Genomic DNA, 22852 nt, shown 5'->3' on the forward strand with positions numbered 1-22852 from the left:
GGTAGATGCCCTGCACTTTTTTGCGAAAAGCCGGCGTGGTTGGAATTTCTCATATTCATCGTAGTAAACCGGCATAGTTTCGTATTTCCAGCAGTTCCAAATTCGTCAATACGTCGGCGTTTGCAAAAAGCCCGACCTCCGCATGGAGATCGGGCTTATAGGGCTCAGCAAAGCCGAACCTACACGGTTAAATGACCCGCAGCTTACATCTGCTCGGGAGCGGAGACACCAACAAGGGTGAGCACCAGGGCGAGCGTCACGCGGACGGCATCGCAAGCGGCCAGACGGGCACGCGAAAGCTCGGGGTCGACGGGACGGCCCTCGCTCGGCAGCACCTGGCAGGCAGCGTAGAAGCTGTGGAAGTCGCCGGCAAGCTCCTCGGCAAAGTGCGTCAGACGGAACGGGGCGCGGTCGCGAGCGCAGCTGGCGATGAGGTCGGTGAGCTCGTTGAGCTTACGCGAAAGGGCAAGCTCGGTCGGGTCGGTCAGCAGCGAGTAATCGACGTTCTCGCCGATGGCCTTCTCGGCGACGGCCTTCATGCCCATCTCGTCAGCCTGCTCGGGCGTAACGTCGGCGGCACGGCGCAGGATGGAGCACACGCGGGCGTGAGCATACTGCACGTAATAGACCGGGTTGGAGTTGTCGCGCTTCTTAACGGCCTCAATATCGAAGTCGACCATCTGGTTGGAGCTCTTGGAGATGAGCGTGTAGCGAGCGGCATCGGAGCCGACCTCGTCGACGAGCTCCTGCAGGGTCACCATGGTGCCCTTGCGCTTGGACATTCGGACGGGCTTGCCGTTACGCAGCAGGTTGACGAGCTGGCCCAGCAGAACCTCAAACTTGCCGGGATAGCCAAGGGCGTCGCAGACGCAGCGGACGCGCTCGATGTAGCCGTGGTGGTCGGCACCCCAGATGTCGATGACGTGGTCGACGCGCTGGAACTTATCCCAGTGATAGGCAACGTCGGAGGCGAAGTAGGTGTACTCGCCGTCGGACTTGATCAGGACGCGGTCCTTGTCATCGCCCAGGTCGGTGGAGCGGAACCACAGGGCGCCGTCCTTGGTGTAGAGGTAGCCCATCTTGTCGAGCTTCTCAAAAGCGCGGTCGACGGCGGAGGTGCCGGCGGTCTCACCCTCGGTGTCCTTCACATACAGCGAACGCTCGGAGTACCAACGATCGAAGTCGCAATTGACGGCGTGGCAGAGGTCGCGCATGTTGTCGACCATCTTCACATAGCCGCGCTCGCGGAAGCTCTCCATACGCTCCTGCGGGTCGGCGTCGACCCACTTATCGCCGTCGGTGCGCCAGAACTCGGCAGCCTCGTCGATGATGTAGTCGCCGCCGTAGGAGTCCTTGCCCAGGGTCTCGGCAAAGTTGTCCTGATACGGATGGGTCTCGGGATGCTCGTCGTTCTCGTCGGCAACAAAGGCGTCGCGGTCGGCGATCAGCAGCTTGTGAGCCTCGTCGATATCCACGCCCTGCTTGGCGATGATGTCGGCAAGCTGCATATAGCGCGTGCTGATGGAGTTGCCGAAGGTGTTCATCTGAGAGCCGTGGTCGTTGATGTAGAACTCACGCTGGATGTCGTAACCGGCGTGATCCATAACGCGGCAGAGCGAGTCGCCCAGCGCGGCCCAGCGGCCGTGGCCGATGTGCATGGGGCCGACGGGGTTGGCGGAAACGAACTCGACCTGGGTCTTCAGGCCACCACCGACGTTGGACTTAGCGAAGTCCATACCCTTCTCGCGAGCCTCGCCAAAGATGGCATTCTTGACGGCAACGGAGAGGTAGAAGTTGATGAAGCCGGGGCCTGCGATCTCGACCTTCTCGATCGCGGGGTCCTCGGGCATATGGGCAACGATGGCCTCGGCGATCTTGCGCGGGGCGCAGTGGGCCAGCTTGGCGGACTTCAGGGCCATGGTAGAGGTCCACTCGCCATGAGAAGTGTCAGCCGGTCGCTCGATAGCGCAATCGTCAAGTTCAAATGCGGAAAGGTCGCCGGCCTCCTGGGCCGCAGCAAGCGCAGCGCGTACTAGCTCTTCAATCTTCTCGGGCATAGATCCTCCTTGTGTTAAAGCCCCCGAGCTCTTGGTCACTCGTAGGGCAAAAGCCAGAGTTTGTAGCACTCTATCACAAGCGACGGGCACTGTCGCAGGGTAAAGCTAATAGATATTGCATATGCACAAAAATGACTACAGCTTGTATGGAGTCACTCAAAGATGCCGGTCTGCCTGCAGATTATGCAGGCGTTGAAAATGCATAAAGGTGTGAATGAGCTGCGTCTGTTATCGAATACTCTTACCTATCAGAGTTGTGTGCTTTTCCTGCATAAAGTACGGGTTTGCGCACGTCAGCGTGTTATTCTAGACATACGTAAATTCGTATAAGTTGGAGGTAGCATGTTCTCAATCGGTCAACACGTCATTCATCCGGGCCAGGGAGTCTGCACCGTCGTCGGTTTTAGGGACGACACACCGCAGCCCATGCTGCTGCTCGAGACCAAGCAGGGACATGCGCAGACGATCCTCATGTACCCCGTGGCGCAGGCCGACCGTCTGCACGCCGCCATCTCTCAGCAAGATGCCGAGCACCTGCTGAGCCACTATGACGAGCTGGAGTGCGACACCTTTACCGAGCGCAACAGCTCGCTTGAGGAGACACACTTTAAGCAGCAGCTCAAGCTGGGCGCGCCCGAGACGGTCCGCGTGGCAAAGACCATGATGCACCGCATTCGCCAGGCCGAGGAAGCTGATAAAAAACCCAGCTCCTACTACATGCGCGTACTCAAGGAGGCCAAACGCCGCTCCATCGAGGAGTTCGCCGTGGCCCTTGGCGTCACCGAGGAGGCCGCCGAAGCCCGCCTAGCCCAAGCCGCCCTCAACTAACCCATCCGCGCCAAAAACCACCACAAAGGGAACAGGCACCTTTGTGGTGGTTTTCTTGTTCTAGTAGTATTCATTCTTATCGATACCCACGAGCACAAGGAGTCTCTTATGGCAGAGCCGCTTACCGCCGGAATCACCCGCGACCGCGCGTTCGAACTGCTCAATGAGCACAACAAGGACCCGTTCCATATCACCCATGGCGAGACGGTCGAGGGCACTATGCGCTACTTTGCGCGCGAGTTCGACCCCGAGAACGAGGAGTTTTGGGGCATCGTCGGTCTGCTGCACGACCTGGATTGGGAGGAGCATGAGGACGACCCCATGAACCACACCATCTATGCTGCCGAGATTCTTGAGGGCGAAGGTGCGTCTCCCGAGCTCATTCGCGCCATCCAGACGCACACGTCGGACTTCAACACCTCACTGCCCAAGCCCGAGCTGCAGATGGAAAAGATCCTGTTTGCCTGCGATGAGCTCACCGGCCTGATCGGCGCTGCCGTCATCATGCGCCCGAGCAAGAGCGTTATGGACTTTACGACTAAGTCGCTCAAGAAGAAGTTCAAGGACAAACGCTTTGCCGCCGGCTGCTCGCGCGACGTGATTTCGCAGGGCGCCGAGATGTTGGGCTGGGAGCTCCCCGAGCTCTTTGACCGCACCATCGCGGCCATGCAGTCCTTCGCCCCCGACCGAGATACCTTCCAGGCCTAACCGTCAACGCCACCTAAAACCACCACAAAGGGGACAGGCACCTTTGTGGTGGTTTTTGTTTGCGCGGGCGTTAGGGACGGACCTGGCCGGTGCCGCGGAGCTTGTATTTGTAGGTGGTGAGGGCCTCGGCGGCAAAGGGGCCACGGGCGTGGAGTTTTTGGGTCGAGATGCCGATCTCGGCACCCAGGCCAAACTCGCCGCCGTCAGTGAAGCGAGTGCTGGCGTTGGAGTACACGGCCGAGGCATCGACAGCATCGAGGAAGCGCTCGCAAGCATCCGTATCCTCGGCAACGATGGCCTCGGAGTGCATCGTGCCGTAGCGGTTGATGTGTGCGATGGCCTCGTCCTCGTTTGCCACGACCTTCACGCTCATCTCGAGCGCCAGGTACTCGCGACCCCAGTCCTCCTCAGTCGCGGCGACGTAGTCATCGCCCTCCACAAGCCCGGCATCGGCGCATGCGGCGCAGGTTGCCTCGTCGCCGTGAATCAGCACGCCGTGGTCATGCAGCACGGTCACGACCGCGGGCAAAAACGCATCGGCCACAGCACGGTCGACCAGCAGCGACTCGGCGGCATTGCACACGCCTACGCGCTGGGTCTTGGCATTAACGATAATGTTGAGCGCCTTATCAAAGTCGGCGGATTCATGCACGTAGATGTGGCAGTTGCCCGTGCCCGTCTCGATCACCGGCACAAGCGACTCGCGCACGCAGCGCTGGATCAGGCCTGCACCTCCGCGCGGAATGAGTACGTCGACAATACCGCGGAGCTTCATGAGCTCGCCGGTGGCCTCGCGGTCGGTGGACTCGATCATCGACACGGCCTCGCGCGGGAAGCCCTTGGCCTCGAGCGCATCGGCCAGCAGCTCGGCGATCATGGCACACGAGTGATAGGCCAGCGAGCCGCCGCGTAGAATGCAGGCGTTGCCGGTACGGATGCAGATGCCTGCGGCGTCGGCCGTCACGTTGGGGCGCGCCTCGTAGACCATGGCGACCAGGCCCAACGGCACGCTCACGCGGGTCAGGTCCACACCGCTCGCAAGCACGCGGTGGTCGAGCACGCGGCCGACGGGATCGGGCAGCTCGGCGAGCTTCTCCAAACCGGCGGCCATGCCCTCGACGCGCTCAGGCGTCAGCAGCAGACGGTCGAGCAGACCGGCCGAAGTGCCCGCATCGCGCGCGGCGGACATATCGAGCTCGTTGGCGGCGACGATGGAGTCGACACCGTTGCGCAGTGCTGCGGCCATGGCGCGCACGGCCTCCTGGCGCTGCTCATCGCTCGCCGTGGCAAGCGAGACCGACGCTGCCTTGGCGGCAACGGCAAGATCGTGGACATACGTGGCTATATCGACCGACATGGGCGGCCCTTTCTCCTAGAAGTTTGCAACCATGGTAGCCGATTTGCGCATGGCCTCGCCCGCGGCGGTAGAATTGGTCAACCCGAAACACCGCAACGAACGGAAGTACCGCATGGCCCTCATCACTTCATACAACGTCCCCGGCCTCTATGTCGAGGACCACAGCATCGACGTCCCCCTTGACTGGCGCGGCCTGGAGCCGATGCTCCTGGCCGTCGGCAACACCATGCGCCGCGGCGCTATGCCGGCACCAATCGCCGGCGCGCCCGAGAGCATCAAGCTCTTCTACCGCGTGGTTTGCGCGCCCGACCGCATCAACGACGATCTGCCGCTGCTCCTGTTTTTGCAGGGCGGCCCTGGTGGCGAGAGCCCGCGTCCGCTCTCACCCACGAGCGACGGCTGGATTGAGGAAGCCGTCAAACACTTCCGCGTGGTCCTTCCCGACCAGCGCGGCACGGGGCGCAGCAGCTGTGTAGACGGGCGTACGATCGCGGCTCTGGGCGAGCGCGCGACGGCGGCCGGCTCCGATGCCGCACGCTCGCAGGCGGACTTCCTCAAGCGCCACCTCGTCAGCTCCATCGTGCGCGATTTTGAGTACCTGCGCCTGGTGGGCTTTGGCGGTAAGCCCTGGGTCACGCTCGGCCAGAGCTACGGCGGCTTTTTGACGCTGAGTTATCTGTCGCTCTTCCCCGAGGGCGTGGCGGCGAGCTTTACCTGCGGCGGCATCCCCCACGTGCCGGCGAGCGCCAGCGAGGTCTACGCGCACACCTTCCCGCGCATGGCCGCCAAGACGCAGCAGTATTACGACCGCTACCCCGCCGACGTCGAGCGCGTGGCAGCCCTGGCCGATGCGCTCGAGGCACAGAAGCCCGTGCTGCCCGACGGCTCGCCGATGACGGTCGAGCGCCTACAGCTCATGGGCAGCGACTTTGGTATGAAGCCGAGCTTTGAGCGCATGCACTGGATTATCGACCACGCGTTTGTTGATGGCGATGGCACGCTGAGCTGCGGCTCCTCGGTATCCGACGGCTTTTTGATGCGCGCATTCGAGCGCACCAACACACGCACGAATCCGCTGTACTGGACGCTGCAGGAGTTCATCTACGCCGACGGCGACACCATGCCCATTCGCTGGGCCGCGGCAGAGGAAAAGGCACACCGCGCCGAGTTCGACACGCTCGCGCGCCCGCTCATGTTTACCGGCGAGGCCATGTTCCCGTGGATGTTTGAGCAGATGCCCGAGCTCAAGCCCTTCAAGCCCGCCATGGACCTGCTGATGGAAGACACCAGCTGGGACAAGATCTACGACTCGCAGCGCCTGGCCTGCAACGAAGTGCCACTCCAGGCCGCCGTGTACTTCGATGACATGTACGTGGATTCGGGTCTGCAGCTCGACACGCTCAGTCGCGTGGGCAACTCGCATGCCTGGGTGACGAACGAGTTTGAACACGATGGCCTGCACGGCAGCGTGGTGTTCAAGCACCTCTTCAACGAAGCCCTCAACCGAGGAGACCTGCGCCAGATCTTCTAGCAAAGGAGTGTCCCCACCTGCCGGCACAAAAGAAACGTCCCCAGGTGCCGGCACGAGAAAGACAGCGCTGCGGGAAACGATCCGCAGCGCTGTCTTTCTTTATGCAAATACGATCAAGTTATCCCTGTGTATCGCCGGCTTCTCGGCCAGGTTAGCGAGCAGGCGGTTGCTGGCGATCTGGTCCTGGCGGCGACCGGCAGCAAGTTCCAGCACGTCCGAATCGGCCTCGGCGATACCGCGGGCGACAACCATACCGCTCGGGTCGCACACGTCGAGCACATCGCCCTCGGCAAACTGGCCATCGACCTCGCGAATACCCACCGCAAGCAGGGAAGAGCCACGGCTGACCAGCGCCTTCGCAGCACCATCATCGACCGTCACCGAGCCATGCGCCTTGTCGCCCAGTGCGATCCACAGCTTGCGGGGTGCGATGTCCAGACGCTCCGCAGGCGGATCGAACAGCGTGCCCACGCTCTCGCCGCGGGCGAGGCGCACGAGCGCATCGGGCTCCTCGCCCGAGCAAATCACGCTCTGAATGCCCGCCGTCATCAGGATGCGGCTCGCGCGAATCTTGGTAATCATGCCGCCCGTGCCCACCGAAGTCGAAGAATCGCCTGCCGAGGCGATAATCTTGGCATCGATCTTATGCACGACCGGGACGAACTCGGCCGTGGGGTCCTCGTGCGGATTGGCGGTATAGAGGCCATCGATGTCCGAGAGCGTCACGCACAGATCGGCAGAAACCAGGCAGCTCACAAGCGCCGCCAGCGTGTCGTTGTCGCCAAACTTGATCTCGTCGACGGTGACGGTATCGTTCTCGTTGACGACCGGCACCACGCCCAGCTCCACCAGGCGCAGCAGGGCGTCGCGTGCATGCAGGTAGGACGTGCGGCGGGCCGTGTCGTGGCGCGTGAGCAGTACGAGCGAGGTGAGCAGGTCGCGCGCATGGAACTCCTCGTCGTAGGCCGACGAGATGATGCACTGACCAGCCGAGGCGCAGGCCTGCAGGCTCGGAAGGTCGCCGACCGGCTTGCGGTCGAAGCCCAACACGGGATAGCCACAGGCAATAGCGCCCGAGCTCACCACGACCAGACGCCAGCCGAGCTTGCGCAGCGCTGCGGCTTGATCGGCAAGTCCGCCGATAAAGGCGCGGTTGACCTTGCCATCGGCGCCCACCACCGTGGACGAACCGATCTTTACCACCATCGTTTTATAAGAAGTCGTCATACGTCAAACCAATCAACTGTTCAGCGAACGGCCGAGCTGGCGGCCAAGGGAGCGTGACTCGCCCCTACCGCCCAAAGAATTAGTGAGCCCAGGGGAAAGCCGAAGCCGCGGCCATGTTCTTGCGCACGAGCTCGTCGCGCACCTGAGCCAGGCCCTGCTCCATGCCCACCACATAGGTCTGCGGGTACAGGAAGCGCTTGAAAGCTGCGTCCAGATGATCGAGCGCCCAAGCACAGCGCTCGCGCGCGTCCTGGATGCTCTCACGCGGAGCCACCGCACTGCCATCGCGCACGATCGGCACCAGCAGCTCGCGATACTCAAGTTCGGACACGTCGGTCACCAGGGCGGCATCATTCACGGCCACGAGGGTATTGCCGCGCGCGGAGCCCTCCCCCGCCAGATGGTCCTCGTCGTAGATCATGTCGCAGACCGGGCCGCCAAATCCGTCGTAATAACGGCGCACGCGTTGCACACCCGGGATCGTGCGCTTGTAGGGCTGCTCGGAGAGCTTGACCACCGGCGTCCATGGGTCTGCCTCGCTCGCACGGCGGGCGGAAAGCTTGTACACGCCGCCCAGCGCCGGCTGATCGTAGCAGGTCGCGAGCTTGGTGCCCACGCCAAAGCTGTCGATGGGCGCGCCCTGGTCGAGCAGCGACTGAATCGTATACTCGTCAAGATCGTTAGAAACCGAGATCCCCACATAAGGCAGGCCCTCGGCATCAAAACGGCCGCGCACATACTTGGAGAGCTTGGCGAGGTCGCCAGAGTCGATGCGAATGGCCGACAGGCGCTCGCCCACCGCCTCCATCTCCTTGGCAACCGTAATGGCATGTTCACAGCCCTCGCGCACGTCATAGGTGTCGATGAGCAGCGTACAGTTCTTGGGGCTCGACTTGGCAAAGGCGCGGAAGGCCTCGAGCTCGGAATCGAAGCTCATCACCCAGCTGTGCGCATGCGTGCCAAAGACGGGAATACCGTAGCGGCGGCCGGCGAGCACATTGGACGTAGAGGAGCAGCCGGCAACGTAGCTCGCGCGCGCAACGGCCAGGCCACCATCGGGACCCTGGGCTCGGCGCAGGCCAAACTCCGCCACGGGGCGACCGTCGGCGGCGAGCACCACGCGCGCCGTCTTGGTGGCGACAAGCGTCTGGAACCCGACGATGTTGAGCAGCGCCGTCTCGAGCAGCTGGCACTCCAGCGCGGGGCCGGTGACGCGCACCATGGGCTCGCGCGGAAAGACGAGCTCGCCCTCGGGCACGGCGTCGATGTTTACATGCGCACGAAAATCGCGCAGGTAGTCGAGGAATCCAGGCTTGAACATCGCGCCGCCGGCCGGGGCCTCAAGCGATGCGAGGTAGTCGATGTCCTCGGGCGTAAAGCGCAGGTTCTCGACAAGCTCGGGCAGCTCGGCGGTGCCGCACATGACGGCATAGGCGCTGCCAAAAGGATGGTCGCGGTAAAACGCGGTAAAACAACCCTGCTCATTGGCCTTGCCGCTCTCCCACAGGCCCTGGGCCATAGTGAGCTCGTACAGATCGGTGAGCATTGCGATGTCGGTGGGATGAGAGATGTCGGTCAAAGCCATGGGGCGACCTTTCGGATGTGTGGTGCAGAATTTGAGGGTTGGACGAGAGCAGAGCATGCGGACATGACGCCCGATGCGAGTCGGTTAGAGCAGGCCCATGCTGGTCAGGATCGTGTAGACCATAAAGACGATAAACGCGATAAGGGCGAGCACGATGATGATTTTTTGAGCGGGAGCCATGCCGGGGATCTCATTCTCGCCCGTAGGCTCCTTGGAGGTGACCATGCGCTGGGCAAAGGTCATCTCGTCACGGCTCGGTTTGGGCTCGACGGTCTTAGGGTGAGCGGCTTTTTTGGGCTGAGGCTTGGGTGCAGTGGGCACGGGCTTCGCGGCGGCGGGCTTGGGCACGGGCGCAGACTCGGATGCGACCTTCGCAGTGGCCTCCTCGGCCTTCTCGCGCTCGGCACGCAGGGCGGCCAGCTCCTCACGCTCGCGGCGTGCCTCTTCCTGGGCCTCGCGACGAGCCTTCTCGGCGCGGAGCTCTTCCAACTCGGCGCGCTCCTCGGCAGACAGTGGTTGGGACTCAAGCTCGGCCATGATGCAGCCCTTTCTTTTTAAAAAAAGCCGCCGACACAATGTCAGCGGCTTATCAAATCCAAGGGTGGAGACGAAGGGAGTCGAACCCTCGGCCTCTGCCATGCGACGGCAGCGCTCTCCCAACTGAGCTACGTCCCCAGGACAAGTCGATATTTTACCTACGGCTCGCCAACTGTCAACGCCCAATAACCAGTCTTTTTGGGGCGCGGCTATTTTGGCAACTTTTCGAACAGGCGATCCTCTCGATGATTTTTTATCCCCGTCCCAGAAAAATCATCGACGAACGCACTACTTTGCGCTGGTAAGAACACCGGTGGTGTCGAAGGCCGGGGTGAAGCTCTCGTCTACCGCGCCGCCCTCTTGCCAGAACATCGTCGTAAAACCCAGGTCGTCGGCATGGTCGAGCACCTGCTCGTACTCCTCGCGCGTCACGGCACGCGCCAGGTCGCCGCCCTGCTCGCGCATAAGTGCATTGGGCGTGTACTGGTTCATGACCGAGATCGGCACATCGCCCACCGTCTGCCACACCAGGTCCAGCACGCGACACGAATCGTCTGCATGTCCCGGCAGTACCAGATGGCGCACAATCATGCCGCGCTTCATGAGCCCGCCCTCATCCACCATCTCTCCCCCGCGGCGCTCGATCTCGCGCGCCATCTGAGCCAGGCCTGACACGGCCACACGTGGGTAGTCCTTTATATGAGAGAGCGACTGCGCAAGCCCGGCATTGGCATATTTAAAGTCGGTAAGCCACACATCGACCAGGTCGCCCAGCGCCGCCACGGCACTCGCGCGCTCGTAACCACTCGTGTTGTAGACGATCGGGATAACCAGTCCGCGCGCCCGTGCCGCGGCAATCACGGCAGGCAACAGGTGCGCATAGTGCGTCGCCGTCACCAAATTGATGTTGTTGGCACCCTGGTCCTGCAGTTCCAGCATAATCTCGACCAGGCGCTCAGGCGAAATCTCAAGGCCAAAATTGCCGGTCGAAATCTCGTGGTTCTGGCAGTAGATACATTTAAGCGAGCAACCGCTAAAGAAGATCGTGCCCGAACCGGCCTCGCCCGAGATAGGCGGCTCCTCCCACATATGAAGCGCCGCGCGGGCCACCCTGAGCGTGTCGTTAGCACCGCATACGCCGCGCGCGCCCTCATCGCGCGCCGCACCGCAACGGCGCGGACACAAATGGCAGGCGGGCGAAAAAAGTTCGGTCAACGACGTCGGCATAAAAACATGCTCCAAAACAACGATTCAGCAGCTCAAACGTAAAGGGCCAGACCGCGTAGACGGCTCCGTCCCTAAGGCGCCGTAATCGTCCGACACGATTTTTGTAATGTCAAGACTGGAATCGATAAAGTGCCGCTTTATGATGTAGGTATTCCGCCCCCCGCGGAGCAACTGGGTGAACCGTCGCGTTTATTTAGGGAGCCCACACAGTCGTACCTAGTACAGGTATCCTTCGTTGTTAAGGACGCTGGAACAGTCGATGAGGGCACCCACCTGTTTTAGGTGGGTTCATTTTCGTAACGTGGGGGGTGGTTTTCTTTTGCCGAAAATCACCATACAGTCCATATGGATCCCCGCCGGCATCCCGACAAGCCATCGACAACATTCCAATATCTGGTATGCGCGTGATAATCGCACGGTGCAAACCTCCGCACCCCCCTCGGTCGAGTATCATGGGACAGCTATGCCATTTCCGCGTAGCAACCTTTGACCTTTTCCTTCGACGCTTGGCGGTTTTTAGATTCATGGCTTCATCCCCGAGCTACATACCGTACCTATGCGTGGCAGCGGCGGCCTTTATCACGACCTTCCTCGCGGTGCCCCTGGTCAAGCGCTTGGCAATTAAGCTCGATGCCGTCGACTATCCTTCTAAGCGCCGCATCAACACCAGGCCCATCCCACGTTTGGGCGGAGCGGCGGTGTTTTTGGGCCTGGTCGTTGCTTGCATTGTGCAAATCCTAGGCACCTGGCACCTAGGCTGGCCGCCCGTTTTGGTGCCGCATCCGCGCCTTCACATTAGCTATCCCATGCTGGCGCTCTCCTTTACCGTCATCTTTGCGACCGGCGCTATCGACGACGTCTTCCAGCTCAAGCCCAAGCAAAAGCTGGCCGGACAGGTCCTCGCCGCGCTTATCGCCTGTATCGGCGGCCTAAAAATCGGCGTCATCGTCAACCCGTTTGCCCCCGGCGAGATCATGCTCGGATGGCTCGCCTACCCCATCACCGTGATCTATCTGGTGGCATTCACCAACATCATTAACCTCATCGACGGCCTCGACGGCTTGGCCACGGGCATCTGCGGCATCGCGTCGTTCACCATGTTTTCGATGGCCGTGCTCTCGGGCCGCATCGACGCCGCCGCGCTCTCTATTGCGCTCTTTGGCGCCTGTCTGGCCTTTTTGCACTACAACTTCAACCCCGCAAGCATCTTCTTGGGCGACTCGGGGTCGCTGCTTCTGGGCTTTGCGCTGGGCTCCATCTCGCTGCTCAACGTGAGCCGCACCGCCGCACTCACCTCGCTTATCATCCCGCTCATCGTTGCCGGCGTGCCCATCATCGACACGTTTAGCGCCATTGTGCGCCGCAAGCGCGCCCACATTAGCATCGGACAGGCCGACAAGGGCCACATCCACCACCGCCTGATCCAAGAAGGCTACAACCAAAAACAGGCCGTGCTGCTCATCTATGCCTGGTGCATCATGCTTTCGGCCGGCGCCGCCGCGATTAACCAGGTCGAGGTGCCCATGCGCGTGCTCATCTTTACCGTGCTCGCCATTGGCTCGGCGGCCTTTGCCAAGCATCTACATCTGTTTGAGCCCGTGCTGCGCCACCATTACAACAAGCGCACGCACGAGGACGAGCTCGTCACCCCCGACGACCCCGCCTTTAAGCAGGAGGAGCAGGCAGCCGAGGAGCGCAAAGAAGAGCGCCACCACAAGCTCTAGGGCAAGCTGCCGAGGATGTGCCAAGGCACCGTTGGCCAAGCGCGGCCGCGCCGCGCCCATCGCACAAGCCACCCCTCTCCCGCCCCTCGCCTACTTACGCACCACCCCTTTAATAAACGCGTTATCATCTTGACCCATGAATATACGTTAGGAGCAATCATGCCAAACGAGAACAGCTACGAAGTCGCGCTGCAAAAGAGCAACGCCATTCGCGATGGCCTGGCCAAGACACCCGAGAAGTTCACCATGCTTACCGGTGACCGCCCCACCGGCCGCCTGCACCTGGGCCACTACTTTGGCACCCTCAAGGGCCGCGTGGAGCTGCAAAACATGGGCGCCAAGACCAACGTGCTCATCGCCGACTACCAGGTCATCACCGACCGCGACACCACCGAGCACATCCAGGACAACGTGTACAACATGGTGATGGACTACCTTGCCTGCGGAATCGACCCCGACAAGACCATGATCTACGCGCACTCCGCCGTGCCCGCCGCAAACCAGCTCATGCTGCCGTTCCTGTCGCTGGTGTCCGAGGCTGAGCTGGCGCGCAACCCCACGGTCAAGGCCGAGATGGAGGCCTCGGGCCACGAGCTCACCGGCCTTCTGCTCACCTACCCGGTGCACCAGGCCTGCGACATCCTGTTCTGCAAGGGCAATGTGGTGCCCGTCGGTCGCGACCAGCTGCCGCACATCGAGCTCACCCGCACCATCGCCCGCCGCTTTAACAACCGCTACGGCAAGGTGTTCCCCGAGGTCGATGCGCTGCTGTCCGAGACCCCACTGCTGCCCGGCCTGGACGGTCGCAAGATGAGCAAGAGCTACGGCAACGCCATCAACATCTCGATGACCGCCGAGGAGACGGCCAAGCGCATCAAGAAGAGCCAGACCGACTCCGAGCGCATGATCACGTTTGATCCCGAGAACCGCCCCGGCGTTTCCGGCCTGCTTTCGACCGCCGCGATCTGCACCGGCCGCTCCGAGGTCGAGATTGCCGAGGAGATCGGCATGGGCGGCTCCGGCCAGCTCAAGAAGTACGTGACCGAGGCCGTCAACGAGTACTTCGCCCCGATCCGTGAGCGTCGTCAGCGCTACGAGAACGATCTGGACTACGTGAAGGACGTGCTGCACGAGGGCAACCGTCGCGCCAACGAGATCGCCGAGCAGACCCTGGCCGAGGTTCGGGACGCCATGGGCATGGTGTACTAGACCGACCTGCTGGTTTGAACTTTCGATTGCTATAGGGCGGGCGCTACGGCGTCCGCCTTTTTTGGTGCCCGACCGGTTCGGCTCCGCCCATCGCACTCCCCCGACAAACGGGAACGGGCCCGCCGGCAGTCAGTTGCCAGCGGGCCCGTTCCCGAAGTACACCGTTGAATCGCACAGAGGGGAGGGATGCGAATCAAACTCAACAGGGCAGGCTTTTTCATCGCCTATTGCCCGCTCCGTTGTTGAATAAAATATAGTTCACCGTGGTTTACTTTGCAGCATCAATATGAGCCGCCATAGCTTCTCCATAAGTTAGCCCCGGTAAACCTACAACGGAAAACCGCCGCAAAGGGGACAGGCACCTTTGTGGCGGTTTTGGCCACAGTAGAGCCGCTAGAACCCTGCTGGCCAGCGACAGGCGGCCAAGTCGACGTGCATGGAATCGGTAAACGCCACGCCCTCCCCCATTAAGAGCTCGCGCTGAGCATCGGGACCGCCAAAGGCAAAGCCCTCACAGATACGGCCGTCGGCAAACACCACGCGATGACAGGGAATTTGACCAGGGCGTGGGTTGCTATGCAGCGCATACCCCACATAGCGTGCACTTCGCGCGCGACCGGCGAGCAGCGCCACCTGACCGTACGTGGCGACCATCCCCTCGGGGATCTGCTCGACCACCTCATACACCTGCTCAAAAAAGCCCTCAGACGCCATCGCTCGCTCCCTTCTCCGCATTAACAGCATAAAGAAATGATCCCTTGGGGACGGAGGAAAACGGATCATTCACGGCCTCCGTGCGGTCGATGATCCGTTTTCCTCCGTCCCCAAGGGATCATTTGTTGGCAGGTTGGTTAGTTGGCGGGATGGAAGAAGGCTACGGCTACGGCACCGGGGCCTACGTGGGTACCGATGGTGGCACCGATGGTGTGAACGGGCAGCTCGCCCTCGGTGTGGCCAGCCCACAGTGCCGCGCTGTCCTCGATATACTTCTTGAGCACCGCATCCGAAAGGCCCGTATAGCCGAGCGCCAGCGGCATGGAAAAGTCGATGCCGCCCGCCTTTTCGACCTTTTGGTTCAGCAGGTTGCGGCCGTTCTTGGAACCGCGCGCCTTTCCCAGCTGCACAATCAGACCGTCCTCGGCAGCTACCACGGGCTTTACGTTGAGCAGCGTACCCACGGCGCCGGCAGCAGCAGACAGGCGACCGCCGCGCACCAGGTACTCCAGCGTCTCGAGCAGGCCAATAACCACCACGCGGTCGCGCACGGCCTCGACCGCCGCCGCGATCTGGGCCGCGCTACGGCCCTCGTCCACCAAGCGCAGCGCATACTCGACCAGAATGCGTTCACCCAGGGTGACGTTGTTGCTATCAACCACGTACACATCGCCGCCCGGCGCCTCGGCTAGTGCGGTACGGGCGCTCTGATTGGTGCCCGACAGCTTAGCGCCCACGGTAATAATCACAGCCTCATCGCCGGCTTCGCGAACCTCGGCGATAGCCTGCGAAAACGCGTACGGGTTAACCTGACCGGTCTTGGGCAGCTCATCGCGCTCCACGAGCATCTCGTAAAAGCGCTGGTGATCGATGTCGATGCCATCCATGAACACATCGGTTCCAAAGGTGACGGACAGCGGCAAAACGGCCAGTGCCGGATGCTCGGCCGGCGACATATCGCTTGCGGAATCGGTAATAATGCGGACGGACATAGCGAATCCTTTCTTGCGCGGACCTCGCGCAGGGAATTTTGACAGCAATGCCCCGGCACGGTATACGCGCTTAAACGGGACGATGCAGTTGATAATGGGAAGCAAATGCCCAGGCGGCCCTACAGCTCGCGCAAGGTGTTGAGAATCGTACGCAGCGACGCATACATCTGCTCACGCTGCTCCACGCCCATGGCCTTGCCGGTGGTGTCGAGCACTTCACGAATAATGCAATCGGCCTCGTTCATGCTCTCGCCGCCCAACGTGGTCAGGCGAACCGGGGCGCGATACTTAACGGCGGCATCGCCCGAATCGTCGACTTCGACGTAGCCGCCCTCCTCCAGATGCGCCAGCGTGCGCGAGACGGCAGCGCGGGTCACGCCAGCCATGCGGGCGAGGTCGGCACCAGTCAGGCCGTCCTTGCTGCGCTCAAGATAGTACAGGCACATGATGTCGGAGCCCTTAAGGCCCAGCCTTGCGCCCTCAGATGTCTTAATGCGCTGGATCTCCTTGTAGAGTCCGCTGATCAGTCCGACAAAGTCCTCGAAACGTGTCTCGTCGCTCTGCTGCATGGGAGACGACCGCCTTTCGCTTGCATAATGCTAACGGGTAAACATCTTAACCGTACCCAGCGGCCGCCAGCACTGCGCGCCCTATTTGTTAACTCATCAACATAAAAATCACCACAAAGGGGACAGGCACCTTTGTGGTGGTTTTGACCGGCGAGTATGATTTGCAGAAGTTGCTACAGCTCCACGCGGGGATTGTCGCGGGTCACAAGCGTCTTAACGACAACCGTCGCCCCCAGATAGCGCTCAAGCAGCTCGGCTAAGCGATCGATGGCGGCCTGACAGTCCCCCATACGCTCGGGCTCTACGCACTCAATCGCCAAAAACGCGTCGGCCGAATCGTCGGATAGAGCCGTTCGAACGCCGTCGCGCCAGTTCCAGCAGCGGCACACGGCGCCCGCATCGTCGATGTAGGCGAGCTCGCCGGGCAGCGTCGGGTCATCCGCATCCTCGCCAAGCGGCAGGAACGCATCGCCACCATCGGTCACCTTCAAGCGAAGATCCCCCTCAATCGCATGCAGATCCTCGCCACCCACGGGCAGCGCGTAAGTCAGCGACACCGTGTTGTAGATGTCCACCGCGGGCGTAATGTGGCCCACCGGTTTGCCTTTGAGCACGCGCTTGAGCAGGTTCTCGATTGAGCAACGCGCGCCCTTTTTGGTCTTGAACAGACGATAGGCCTCGCGCCATGCCTTGACCGGTGCGTTCTCGCTGATAGTATCGCTGGTCAGATGACGCTCCGCATCGATATTGGCGCGGTCGAGCAACGCCGCTATCGCGTCCACATCCTCTTGAGGTATCTGGGCCGCGGGCTTCATACCCTCCACGACCACAACACCGACCGCTGCCTGAGGAAACAGCTCCCAGAATGAGTTCTCGGCAATAAAGCCCTTCATACGCTCTCCCTTCATTGTGCGCGCCCGAGTGAGGGCGCCTAAACAAAAAGCGCCCTTACGACGGCCACCTTCAAAGTCCTACGGTGCCGCCACAAGAGCGCTTACGCTGCCCCCATCCGGAGAAGGGGGCGATATGTCAGGCGTATTGTAACCCGAGTCATCCGCGCGAGCAAAACCACCACAAAGGTGCCTGTCCCCTTTGTGGTGGATATGGACTCGCGACGACGCTAGTGGCGGAGCCCCAGTAGGCCGCGTCCGCGATGACGGGCGTCGGCGTGCACCTGAGCGTGCGGACCGGCGGCCTTGACGGACTCGGGCAGGTGCGAGTACTTCTTCTCGAAGTTCTCCTCGAACATCACGGCCAGGTTGTGCGCGGCCTCGTCGTAGCGAGCGGTGCTCTGCCAGTACTGGCGCGGCACCAGGATGCCGTCGGGCACGCCAAGGCACGTGGTGGGAATGTCGACGTTAAAGATGTCGTCGTGCACGAACTCGCTGTCCTCGATGGTACCGTCGAGGGCGCGGGCCACCAGGGCGCGCGTGTAGGCAAGCTCGATGCGATGGCCCACGCCATAACCGCCACCGATCCAGCCGGTGTTGACCAGATAGACGCGGGTGCGACCGTCGGCAATACGCTCGCCGAGCATCTTGGCATAGACCATGGGATCGAGCGGCATAAACGGCTCGCCAAACAGCGAGGAGAACGTGGGCGTGGGCTCGGTGACGCCGACCTCGGTGCCAGGAATCTTGGCGGTGAAGCCCGTCACAAAGTGATACATGGCGGCGTCGGCCGTCAGGCGCGAGATGGGCGGCAGCACGCCAAAGGCATCGCAGGTCAAAAACAGCACGACGCTCGGGGTGGTGCCCATGCCCTTGGTCCACGCGTTGGGAATGTGCTCGACGGGATAGGCCACGCGCGTGTTGTGCGTGATCGAGACGTCATCGTAGTTGGGCTTGCGATTCTCGTCGAGCACCACGTTTTCGCAGATGGCGCCAAAGCGAACGGCGTTGAAGATCTCGGGCTCGTGGAACGCGTCCAGACCCTCGCACTTGGCGTAGCAGCCGCCCTCGACGTTAAAGATGCCCATGTCGGACCAACCGTGCTCGTCGTCGCCGATCAGCAGGCGCGTAGGGTTGGCCGAAAGCGTGGTCTTACCCGTGCCGGAGAGGCCAAAGAACACCGCGGTCTCGTGCGTGACGGGATCCATGCTGGCCGAGCAGTGCATGGGCAGTACGTCGTCCTCGACGGGCAGCAGGTAATTCATGACGCTGAAGATGGACTTTTTGATTTCGCCGGAGTAGCCGGTGCCGGCAACCAGAATCACACGCTCCTGGAAGTTGATAACCACGGCGGCGCTGGAGTTGAGGCCCTTGATGGCGGGGTCGCACTGGTAGCCAGGTGCCGCGAGCACGCAAAAGTCCGGCTCGCCGGTGCGCGCAATTTCGCGGGCGAGCGGACGGGCGAGCATCTGCTTAATAAAGAGCGCCTGGCTGGCACGCTCGCATGCGACGAGCAGGCGACGCGTGTGGTTGCGGTCGGCGCCGGCCATGCCGCGAGTGACGAACACATCGCGCTCGTTGAGATAGTCGACGATGCCGGCCTTGATGGTCTCGTAGCTCTCGATCGAAAGCGGTCGGTTGACGGCGCCCCAGGCAATCTTATCGTGGACATCGGGGGTGTCAACGATAAAGCGATCGTTGGGAGAACGGCCGGTGCGCTCCCCCGTCTCGATCACCAGCGCGCCGTTGGATGCCATGCGGCCTTCTTCGCGACGGATGGCGTACTCGACGAGCTCCGCGGCGGGTAGATCGACCAGCAGACGGGGCTGATTCTCGGCGGGATCTTCAACGAGTGTAATACCAAAGTTGGACAAAACTTCTGCAGGGGTAACACCAGGCATGGGGCCTCCTTTAAAAACGCGACACGTGGACGCGGCGCGCACTTTACTCACGTAAAGCCCGTTGTACCCGATATGCAAAAACGTTTTTGCGACAAGGGCGGCAAGCCCGCCCAACGGTCAAAAATCGCAGGCAAGCGGCCTAGTCATTGGGGACGTTTTTAAACGCCTAGTCATTGGGGACACTCTTGAACAGGCAACATTCAAGGAGTGTCCTCGGATGCCGGCACTTAGGGACGTTCCCAAAGTGCCGGCACATAAGGAACGTCCCTAAGTGCCGACTACAGCGGCAGGTTTTGGCCGAGTATGGCTATGACGCTCATGAGGACCAGCATGCCGGCAGCGTAGGGTAGCACCGCGCCCAGGAGTTCGGCATCCTTACCGCGCACGTGCACGGCGGCAAGACCAATGGCGAGGGTCTGCGGCGAGATCATCTTGCCGGCGGCAACGCCAAGCGCGTTCAGCGCAACCATCCAGTAGTCACTCACGCCCAGCGCGGTGGCAGCCTGGCTCTGGATGGGGCCAAACAGCATGCCCGAGGACGTGCCCGAACCGGTCACGAAAGCACCGACCGCACCAATCCACGGAGCCAGAATCGGGTACAGACCGCCAGCGACCGCAATGCAAAATGCGCTGATCGACGAAATCATGCCGGCATAGCCCATCACCTTGGCGCAGCCCAGCACCGAAAGCATGGTGATAACCGTCGGCATCATCTGCTTCACAGTCGCGACCAGCACCTCGCCCATCATGCGCGGCGAAGCGCCCTGAATGGCACCGCCGACAAACGCCGCCAGGAAAATCCAGACGCCTGGCGTGTTGATCCACGAAAACGTAAGCATACCGGGATTCTCACCGCAATACACCTGCACATGGCTCGCAAACGGCGCGAGCGCAGCATGTACAGCGGGCACCAGGTTGGACGTACCCAGCAGCAGTACAAAAATCAGAATGAAGCACGACCAGGCCGAAAGCGCCGATTTAACGGTGAGCTGTTCGCCGGCCTCGATATTCATATGGAAGCGTGCGTCCAGATGCCCCGACTTCTCGGCACGCATGGCAAGCGCAGCTGTCAGCGCGAGCGAAACGATGGATCCTACGACCACGGCCAGCTCGGGGCCCACAAACATGGCAACGACCAGAGCCGCGCCGACAAACGACACGCCGGAGAGCAACGCCACGCCGGCAACACCGTGCAGACGCTCGCCCACACTCGCGGCATTGCCCTGGTCATCGGCAACACGGCCCGCAACCAGCACAATAAATAGCGGCATCACCACAAAGAACGGTGCGAGCTGCACCAGCTGAACGGTCGCTAGGTGAAGGGAATCCAAACCCACCAGGTCGGCAACGGACACCGTGGGGATGCCGATGGAGCCGTAGGGCGTGGGCACGCCGTTGGCCAGCAGGCAGATGAGCACGGCAGGCACGGCCTCAAAGCCCAGGCCCGCGAGCATGCCGGCGGGAATGGCGACAGCGGTACCGAAGCCGGCCATGCCCTCCATAAAGCCACCGAAGCACCAAGCCACGAGCAGCGCCAGCAGACGGCGGTCGCTGCTGATGGAGGTGATCATGCTGCCGATCACGTCCATGGCGCCCGTACGAACGCACAGGTTATACGTGAACACCGCGGCGATGATCACCAGGACGATGGGCCACAGAGCCATCAAAAAACCTTCGAGCGAGGCGGTCGCGATCTGCGCTGCCGGCAGGTGCCACCATGCGAAGGCAAGCAAGCACGAAAGGACAAACGATCCGATAGCGGCCTTCCAAGCTGGCCATTTAAAGCACAGCAGCATCACGACCAGCCAAATAATCGGCACAAGAGCCAGTAAGAATGCGGCGACGTCCATAGGTAGAAGCTCCTTGGTACCGCGTGGGCGGCATCGGGGGTGTCACAAAACTTCAACAGGATACCGCACGTTTACCGACAAATTACAGCCGCCCGCCGAAATTATTGAACAATCCGTTCAAAAACACGAACGAACACCGTCGCGTCTATACTAAAGCGCAGCAATAGAAAGGACTCCGCTTTGAGCATCACGCCCCTCGATAGCATTCGCCGCGCCATCGCCCGCCGCAACGGCGTCTCCAACCCCGCTGCATCGAGAGACGGCGCCGCGAAGGCCCAGGGCGGCCGCATCGAGAACGGCCTCTTCCCTGCCTCGCACACTGCCGAGGAACTCGCACGCATCCAAGAGCTGAGTCAGCGCAACGCCGGCGGGCCCGATAGCAGCCAAGCCACACGTCGCCGGCGCGAACGCGATCGCAAGCCCGGCCCCGTCCGCCGCATGGTCAACGCTTGGTGGAACCGTCTGCTCGGCGCCGTCTACGGCGGCGGCTTCTCCATGCAGGAAGCGGAATACGAGGAGCACGCCACCAGTCGCGACTATCTTTGGAACACCCTGGGCACCGCCGTATGGGGCATGGCGTTTCCGCTGCTCACCATTGTGTCGACGCAGCTCGTGGGCGCCGAGGAGGCCGGCAAGTTCTCCATCGCCTTTGTTACCGGCACGCTCATCATGATCGCGTGCAACTACGGCGTGCGCAATTTCCAGGTCTCGGACATCGACGAAAAGACGTCCTTCGCCTCCTACCAGCTCAATCGTTGGATCTGCGGAGCGCTCGCCCTAGGCTGCGGCCTCATGTATAGCAGCGCCCGCGGCTATGACGCGCAGATGGCGACGATCGGCCTGGGCGTCTACCTGTATAAGGTCATCGACGGCGTCGCCGACGTGTACGAAGGCCGCCTGCAGCAGGCCGACAAGCTCTACTTGGCTGGAATGAGTCAAACGCTACGCTCCGTCGGCGTCATCGCGGTCTTCAGCGTGGCGCTGTTCTTCACGCGTAGCATGCCGACGCGGCCATTGCCATGGGCATCGCCGCGATCGCCTCGCTCGTGCTGGTCACCGCGCCGCTCGCCCTGCTCGAGACCGAAAAATCGCGCCGCGTAAGCCTGCGCGAGGTCGGCCACCTGTTTGTCCAGTGCGCCCCACTCTTTGGCGCGCTATTCCTGTTCAATCTTATCGAGAGCATGCCCAAGTTTGTGATGGAAGGAACACTGGCCTACAAATACCAGTTGTACTTTAATGCCCTGTTTTTTCCAGCTCAGGCTATTCTGTTGAGCATTGGATTTGTCTATAAACCGCAGCTCCTGCGCTTGTCGAGCATTTGGGCTAATCCTCGCAAGCGTCGTCGCTTTGACCTGATTATTGTTGCCGTTATGGCGCTGATCGTGGTCATCACCGGCGTGTGCGCCGCATTTATGGCAGGTCCCGGTATTCCCCTCATGAGCTTTATATACGGTCTCAGCTTTGAACGCTACCGTACGCTGGCGCTGCTGATGGTCGTCGCCGGCGGCGTCACCGCGGCCATCGACTTTATCTACGCCATCATCACGGTGCTGCGCCACGCTGGAGACGTCACCAAGATCTACCTGATCTGCTTTGCCGTGAGCGTGGTGCTCCCGGTGATTCTGATCAATCTGCTCGGCCTGATGGGCGCCGTCGTGAGCTACCTGGCCATTATGGCCCTACTGCTGGTACTGTTGATTATCGAGTACGCCCACATCCGCCAACGCATAGAGAGGGACCGGAATCCGTACGGCGCCTAATTGCGTCGATGGGAGAAGCTAATTTGCGGTGGAATCACCCCGGCTGGAGTCTCGTTGCGGACACGTAAAACTAAGTGAGTAGATTTTTACCGAATCCCCGACCACACCGACAGAGCACAAGTCTGTGACCTGCACTGATAATTGTTCTCGGGGGAAGCGGGCACTGCGGGGCGCGGCAACGGCGCG

Annotated in this window: 19 protein-coding genes and 1 tRNA gene; 7 read left to right on the forward strand and 13 right to left on the reverse strand. The window is 61.5% G+C overall.

The window, feature by feature from the left end; all coding sequences use genetic code 11:
- Positions 1-203 precede the first annotated feature (203 nt).
- A complete protein-coding gene (gene argS / locus PGW49_RS03265) occupies positions 204-2057 on the reverse strand; it encodes an arginine--tRNA ligase (protein WP_138375340.1) in 1854 nt (617 codons plus the stop codon).
- Between the two features lie 342 nt (positions 2058-2399).
- Here argS and PGW49_RS03270 point away from each other — a divergent pair, with 342 nt between their 5' ends.
- On the forward strand, positions 2400-2885 hold the full coding sequence (locus PGW49_RS03270; protein ID WP_006235480.1) for a CarD family transcriptional regulator: 486 nt from the start codon (positions 2400-2402) through the stop codon (positions 2883-2885).
- A gap of 108 nt (positions 2886-2993) precedes the next feature.
- Positions 2994-3593 (forward strand): HD domain-containing protein, encoded by a 600-nt coding sequence (locus PGW49_RS03275; RefSeq protein ID WP_089572031.1) that lies wholly within the window; start codon positions 2994-2996, stop codon positions 3591-3593.
- A 70-nt stretch (positions 3594-3663) separates the two neighbouring features.
- On the opposite strand, the gene PGW49_RS03280 is transcribed toward PGW49_RS03275, so the two are convergent.
- Positions 3664-4950, reverse strand: coding sequence for a glutamate-5-semialdehyde dehydrogenase (locus PGW49_RS03280; RefSeq protein WP_238057293.1), 1287 nt, complete (start codon positions 4948-4950; stop codon positions 3664-3666).
- A gap of 112 nt (positions 4951-5062) precedes the next feature.
- On the opposite strand from PGW49_RS03280, the gene PGW49_RS03285 reads away from it, so the two are divergent.
- Positions 5063-6481 carry an alpha/beta fold hydrolase gene (locus tag PGW49_RS03285; RefSeq protein WP_270225505.1) on the forward strand — a complete coding sequence of 473 codons (1419 nt, stop codon included), beginning with the start codon at positions 5063-5065 and terminating at the stop codon, positions 6479-6481.
- 99 nt (positions 6482-6580) lie between these two features.
- Here PGW49_RS03285 and proB read toward each other — a convergent pair whose 3' ends face one another.
- The 5 genes from proB to PGW49_RS03310 all read right to left on the reverse strand — a co-directional run bounded on the left by proB (position 6581) and on the right by PGW49_RS03310 (position 11057).
- A complete protein-coding gene (gene proB, locus PGW49_RS03290; RefSeq protein WP_035137237.1) occupies positions 6581-7708 on the reverse strand; it encodes a glutamate 5-kinase in 1128 nt (375 codons plus the stop codon).
- Positions 7709-7787: 79 nt separating this feature from the next.
- Positions 7788-9293 (reverse strand): nicotinate phosphoribosyltransferase, encoded by a 1506-nt coding sequence (locus PGW49_RS03295; protein WP_270225506.1) that lies wholly within the window; start codon positions 9291-9293, stop codon positions 7788-7790.
- An 84-nt stretch (positions 9294-9377) separates the two neighbouring features.
- Entirely contained in the window at positions 9378-9830 is a 453-nt protein-coding gene (locus tag PGW49_RS03300) for a hypothetical protein (protein WP_270225507.1), read from the reverse strand.
- A 65-nt stretch (positions 9831-9895) separates the two neighbouring features.
- Positions 9896-9968, reverse strand: a tRNA-Ala gene (locus PGW49_RS03305).
- A 150-nt stretch (positions 9969-10118) separates the two neighbouring features.
- Positions 10119-11057: a radical SAM protein gene (locus tag PGW49_RS03310; RefSeq protein ID WP_270225508.1), complete on the reverse strand. Its 939-nt coding sequence runs from the start codon at positions 11055-11057 to the stop codon at positions 10119-10121.
- A 524-nt stretch (positions 11058-11581) separates the two neighbouring features.
- Here PGW49_RS03310 and PGW49_RS03315 point away from each other — a divergent pair.
- Both PGW49_RS03315 and trpS read left to right on the forward strand, forming a co-directional pair.
- On the forward strand, positions 11582-12781 hold the full coding sequence (locus PGW49_RS03315; RefSeq protein WP_270225509.1) for an MraY family glycosyltransferase: 1200 nt from the start codon (positions 11582-11584) through the stop codon (positions 12779-12781).
- A 159-nt stretch (positions 12782-12940) separates the two neighbouring features.
- Positions 12941-13990 (forward strand): tryptophan--tRNA ligase, encoded by a 1050-nt coding sequence (gene trpS, locus PGW49_RS03320; RefSeq protein WP_270225510.1) that lies wholly within the window; start codon positions 12941-12943, stop codon positions 13988-13990.
- Between the two features lie 393 nt (positions 13991-14383).
- Here the strand turns inward: trpS and PGW49_RS03325 are convergent, their stop codons facing one another.
- The 6 genes from PGW49_RS03325 to PGW49_RS03350 all read right to left on the reverse strand — a co-directional run bounded on the left by PGW49_RS03325 (position 14384) and on the right by PGW49_RS03350 (position 20906).
- On the reverse strand, positions 14384-14704 hold the full coding sequence (locus PGW49_RS03325) for an MGMT family protein (RefSeq protein WP_270225511.1): 321 nt from the start codon (positions 14702-14704) through the stop codon (positions 14384-14386).
- 137 nt (positions 14705-14841) lie between these two features.
- Positions 14842-15696 (reverse strand): DegV family protein, encoded by an 855-nt coding sequence (locus PGW49_RS03330; protein ID WP_270225512.1) that lies wholly within the window; start codon positions 15694-15696, stop codon positions 14842-14844.
- A 119-nt stretch (positions 15697-15815) separates the two neighbouring features.
- Complete coding sequence (locus tag PGW49_RS03335; RefSeq protein WP_118079653.1) at positions 15816-16265, reverse strand: MarR family winged helix-turn-helix transcriptional regulator; 450 nt, start codon at positions 16263-16265, stop codon at positions 15816-15818.
- Positions 16266-16438: 173 nt separating this feature from the next.
- A complete protein-coding gene (locus PGW49_RS03340) occupies positions 16439-17158 on the reverse strand; it encodes a B3/B4 domain-containing protein (protein WP_270225513.1) in 720 nt (239 codons plus the stop codon).
- A gap of 227 nt (positions 17159-17385) precedes the next feature.
- Positions 17386-19056: a phosphoenolpyruvate carboxykinase (ATP) gene (pckA, locus tag PGW49_RS03345; RefSeq protein ID WP_270225514.1), complete on the reverse strand. Its 1671-nt coding sequence runs from the start codon at positions 19054-19056 to the stop codon at positions 17386-17388.
- Between the two features lie 278 nt (positions 19057-19334).
- Positions 19335-20906, reverse strand: a complete 1572-nt coding sequence (locus tag PGW49_RS03350; protein WP_270225515.1) for an L-lactate permease — start codon at positions 20904-20906, stop codon at positions 19335-19337.
- A 180-nt stretch (positions 20907-21086) separates the two neighbouring features.
- Here PGW49_RS03350 and PGW49_RS03355 point away from each other — a divergent pair, with 180 nt between their 5' ends.
- Complete coding sequence (locus PGW49_RS03355) at positions 21087-22007, forward strand: lipopolysaccharide biosynthesis protein (protein ID WP_270225517.1); 921 nt, start codon at positions 21087-21089, stop codon at positions 22005-22007.
- Positions 21926-22666, forward strand: coding sequence for a lipopolysaccharide biosynthesis protein (locus PGW49_RS03360; RefSeq protein WP_270225518.1), 741 nt, complete (start codon positions 21926-21928; stop codon positions 22664-22666). The genes PGW49_RS03355 and PGW49_RS03360 overlap by 82 nt, the downstream gene beginning before the upstream one ends.
- Positions 22667-22852 lie beyond the last annotated feature (186 nt).

This window comes from Collinsella aerofaciens, assembly GCF_027679495.1.
GTDB classification, from domain to species: domain Bacteria; phylum Actinomycetota; class Coriobacteriia; order Coriobacteriales; family Coriobacteriaceae; genus Collinsella; species Collinsella aerofaciens_AK.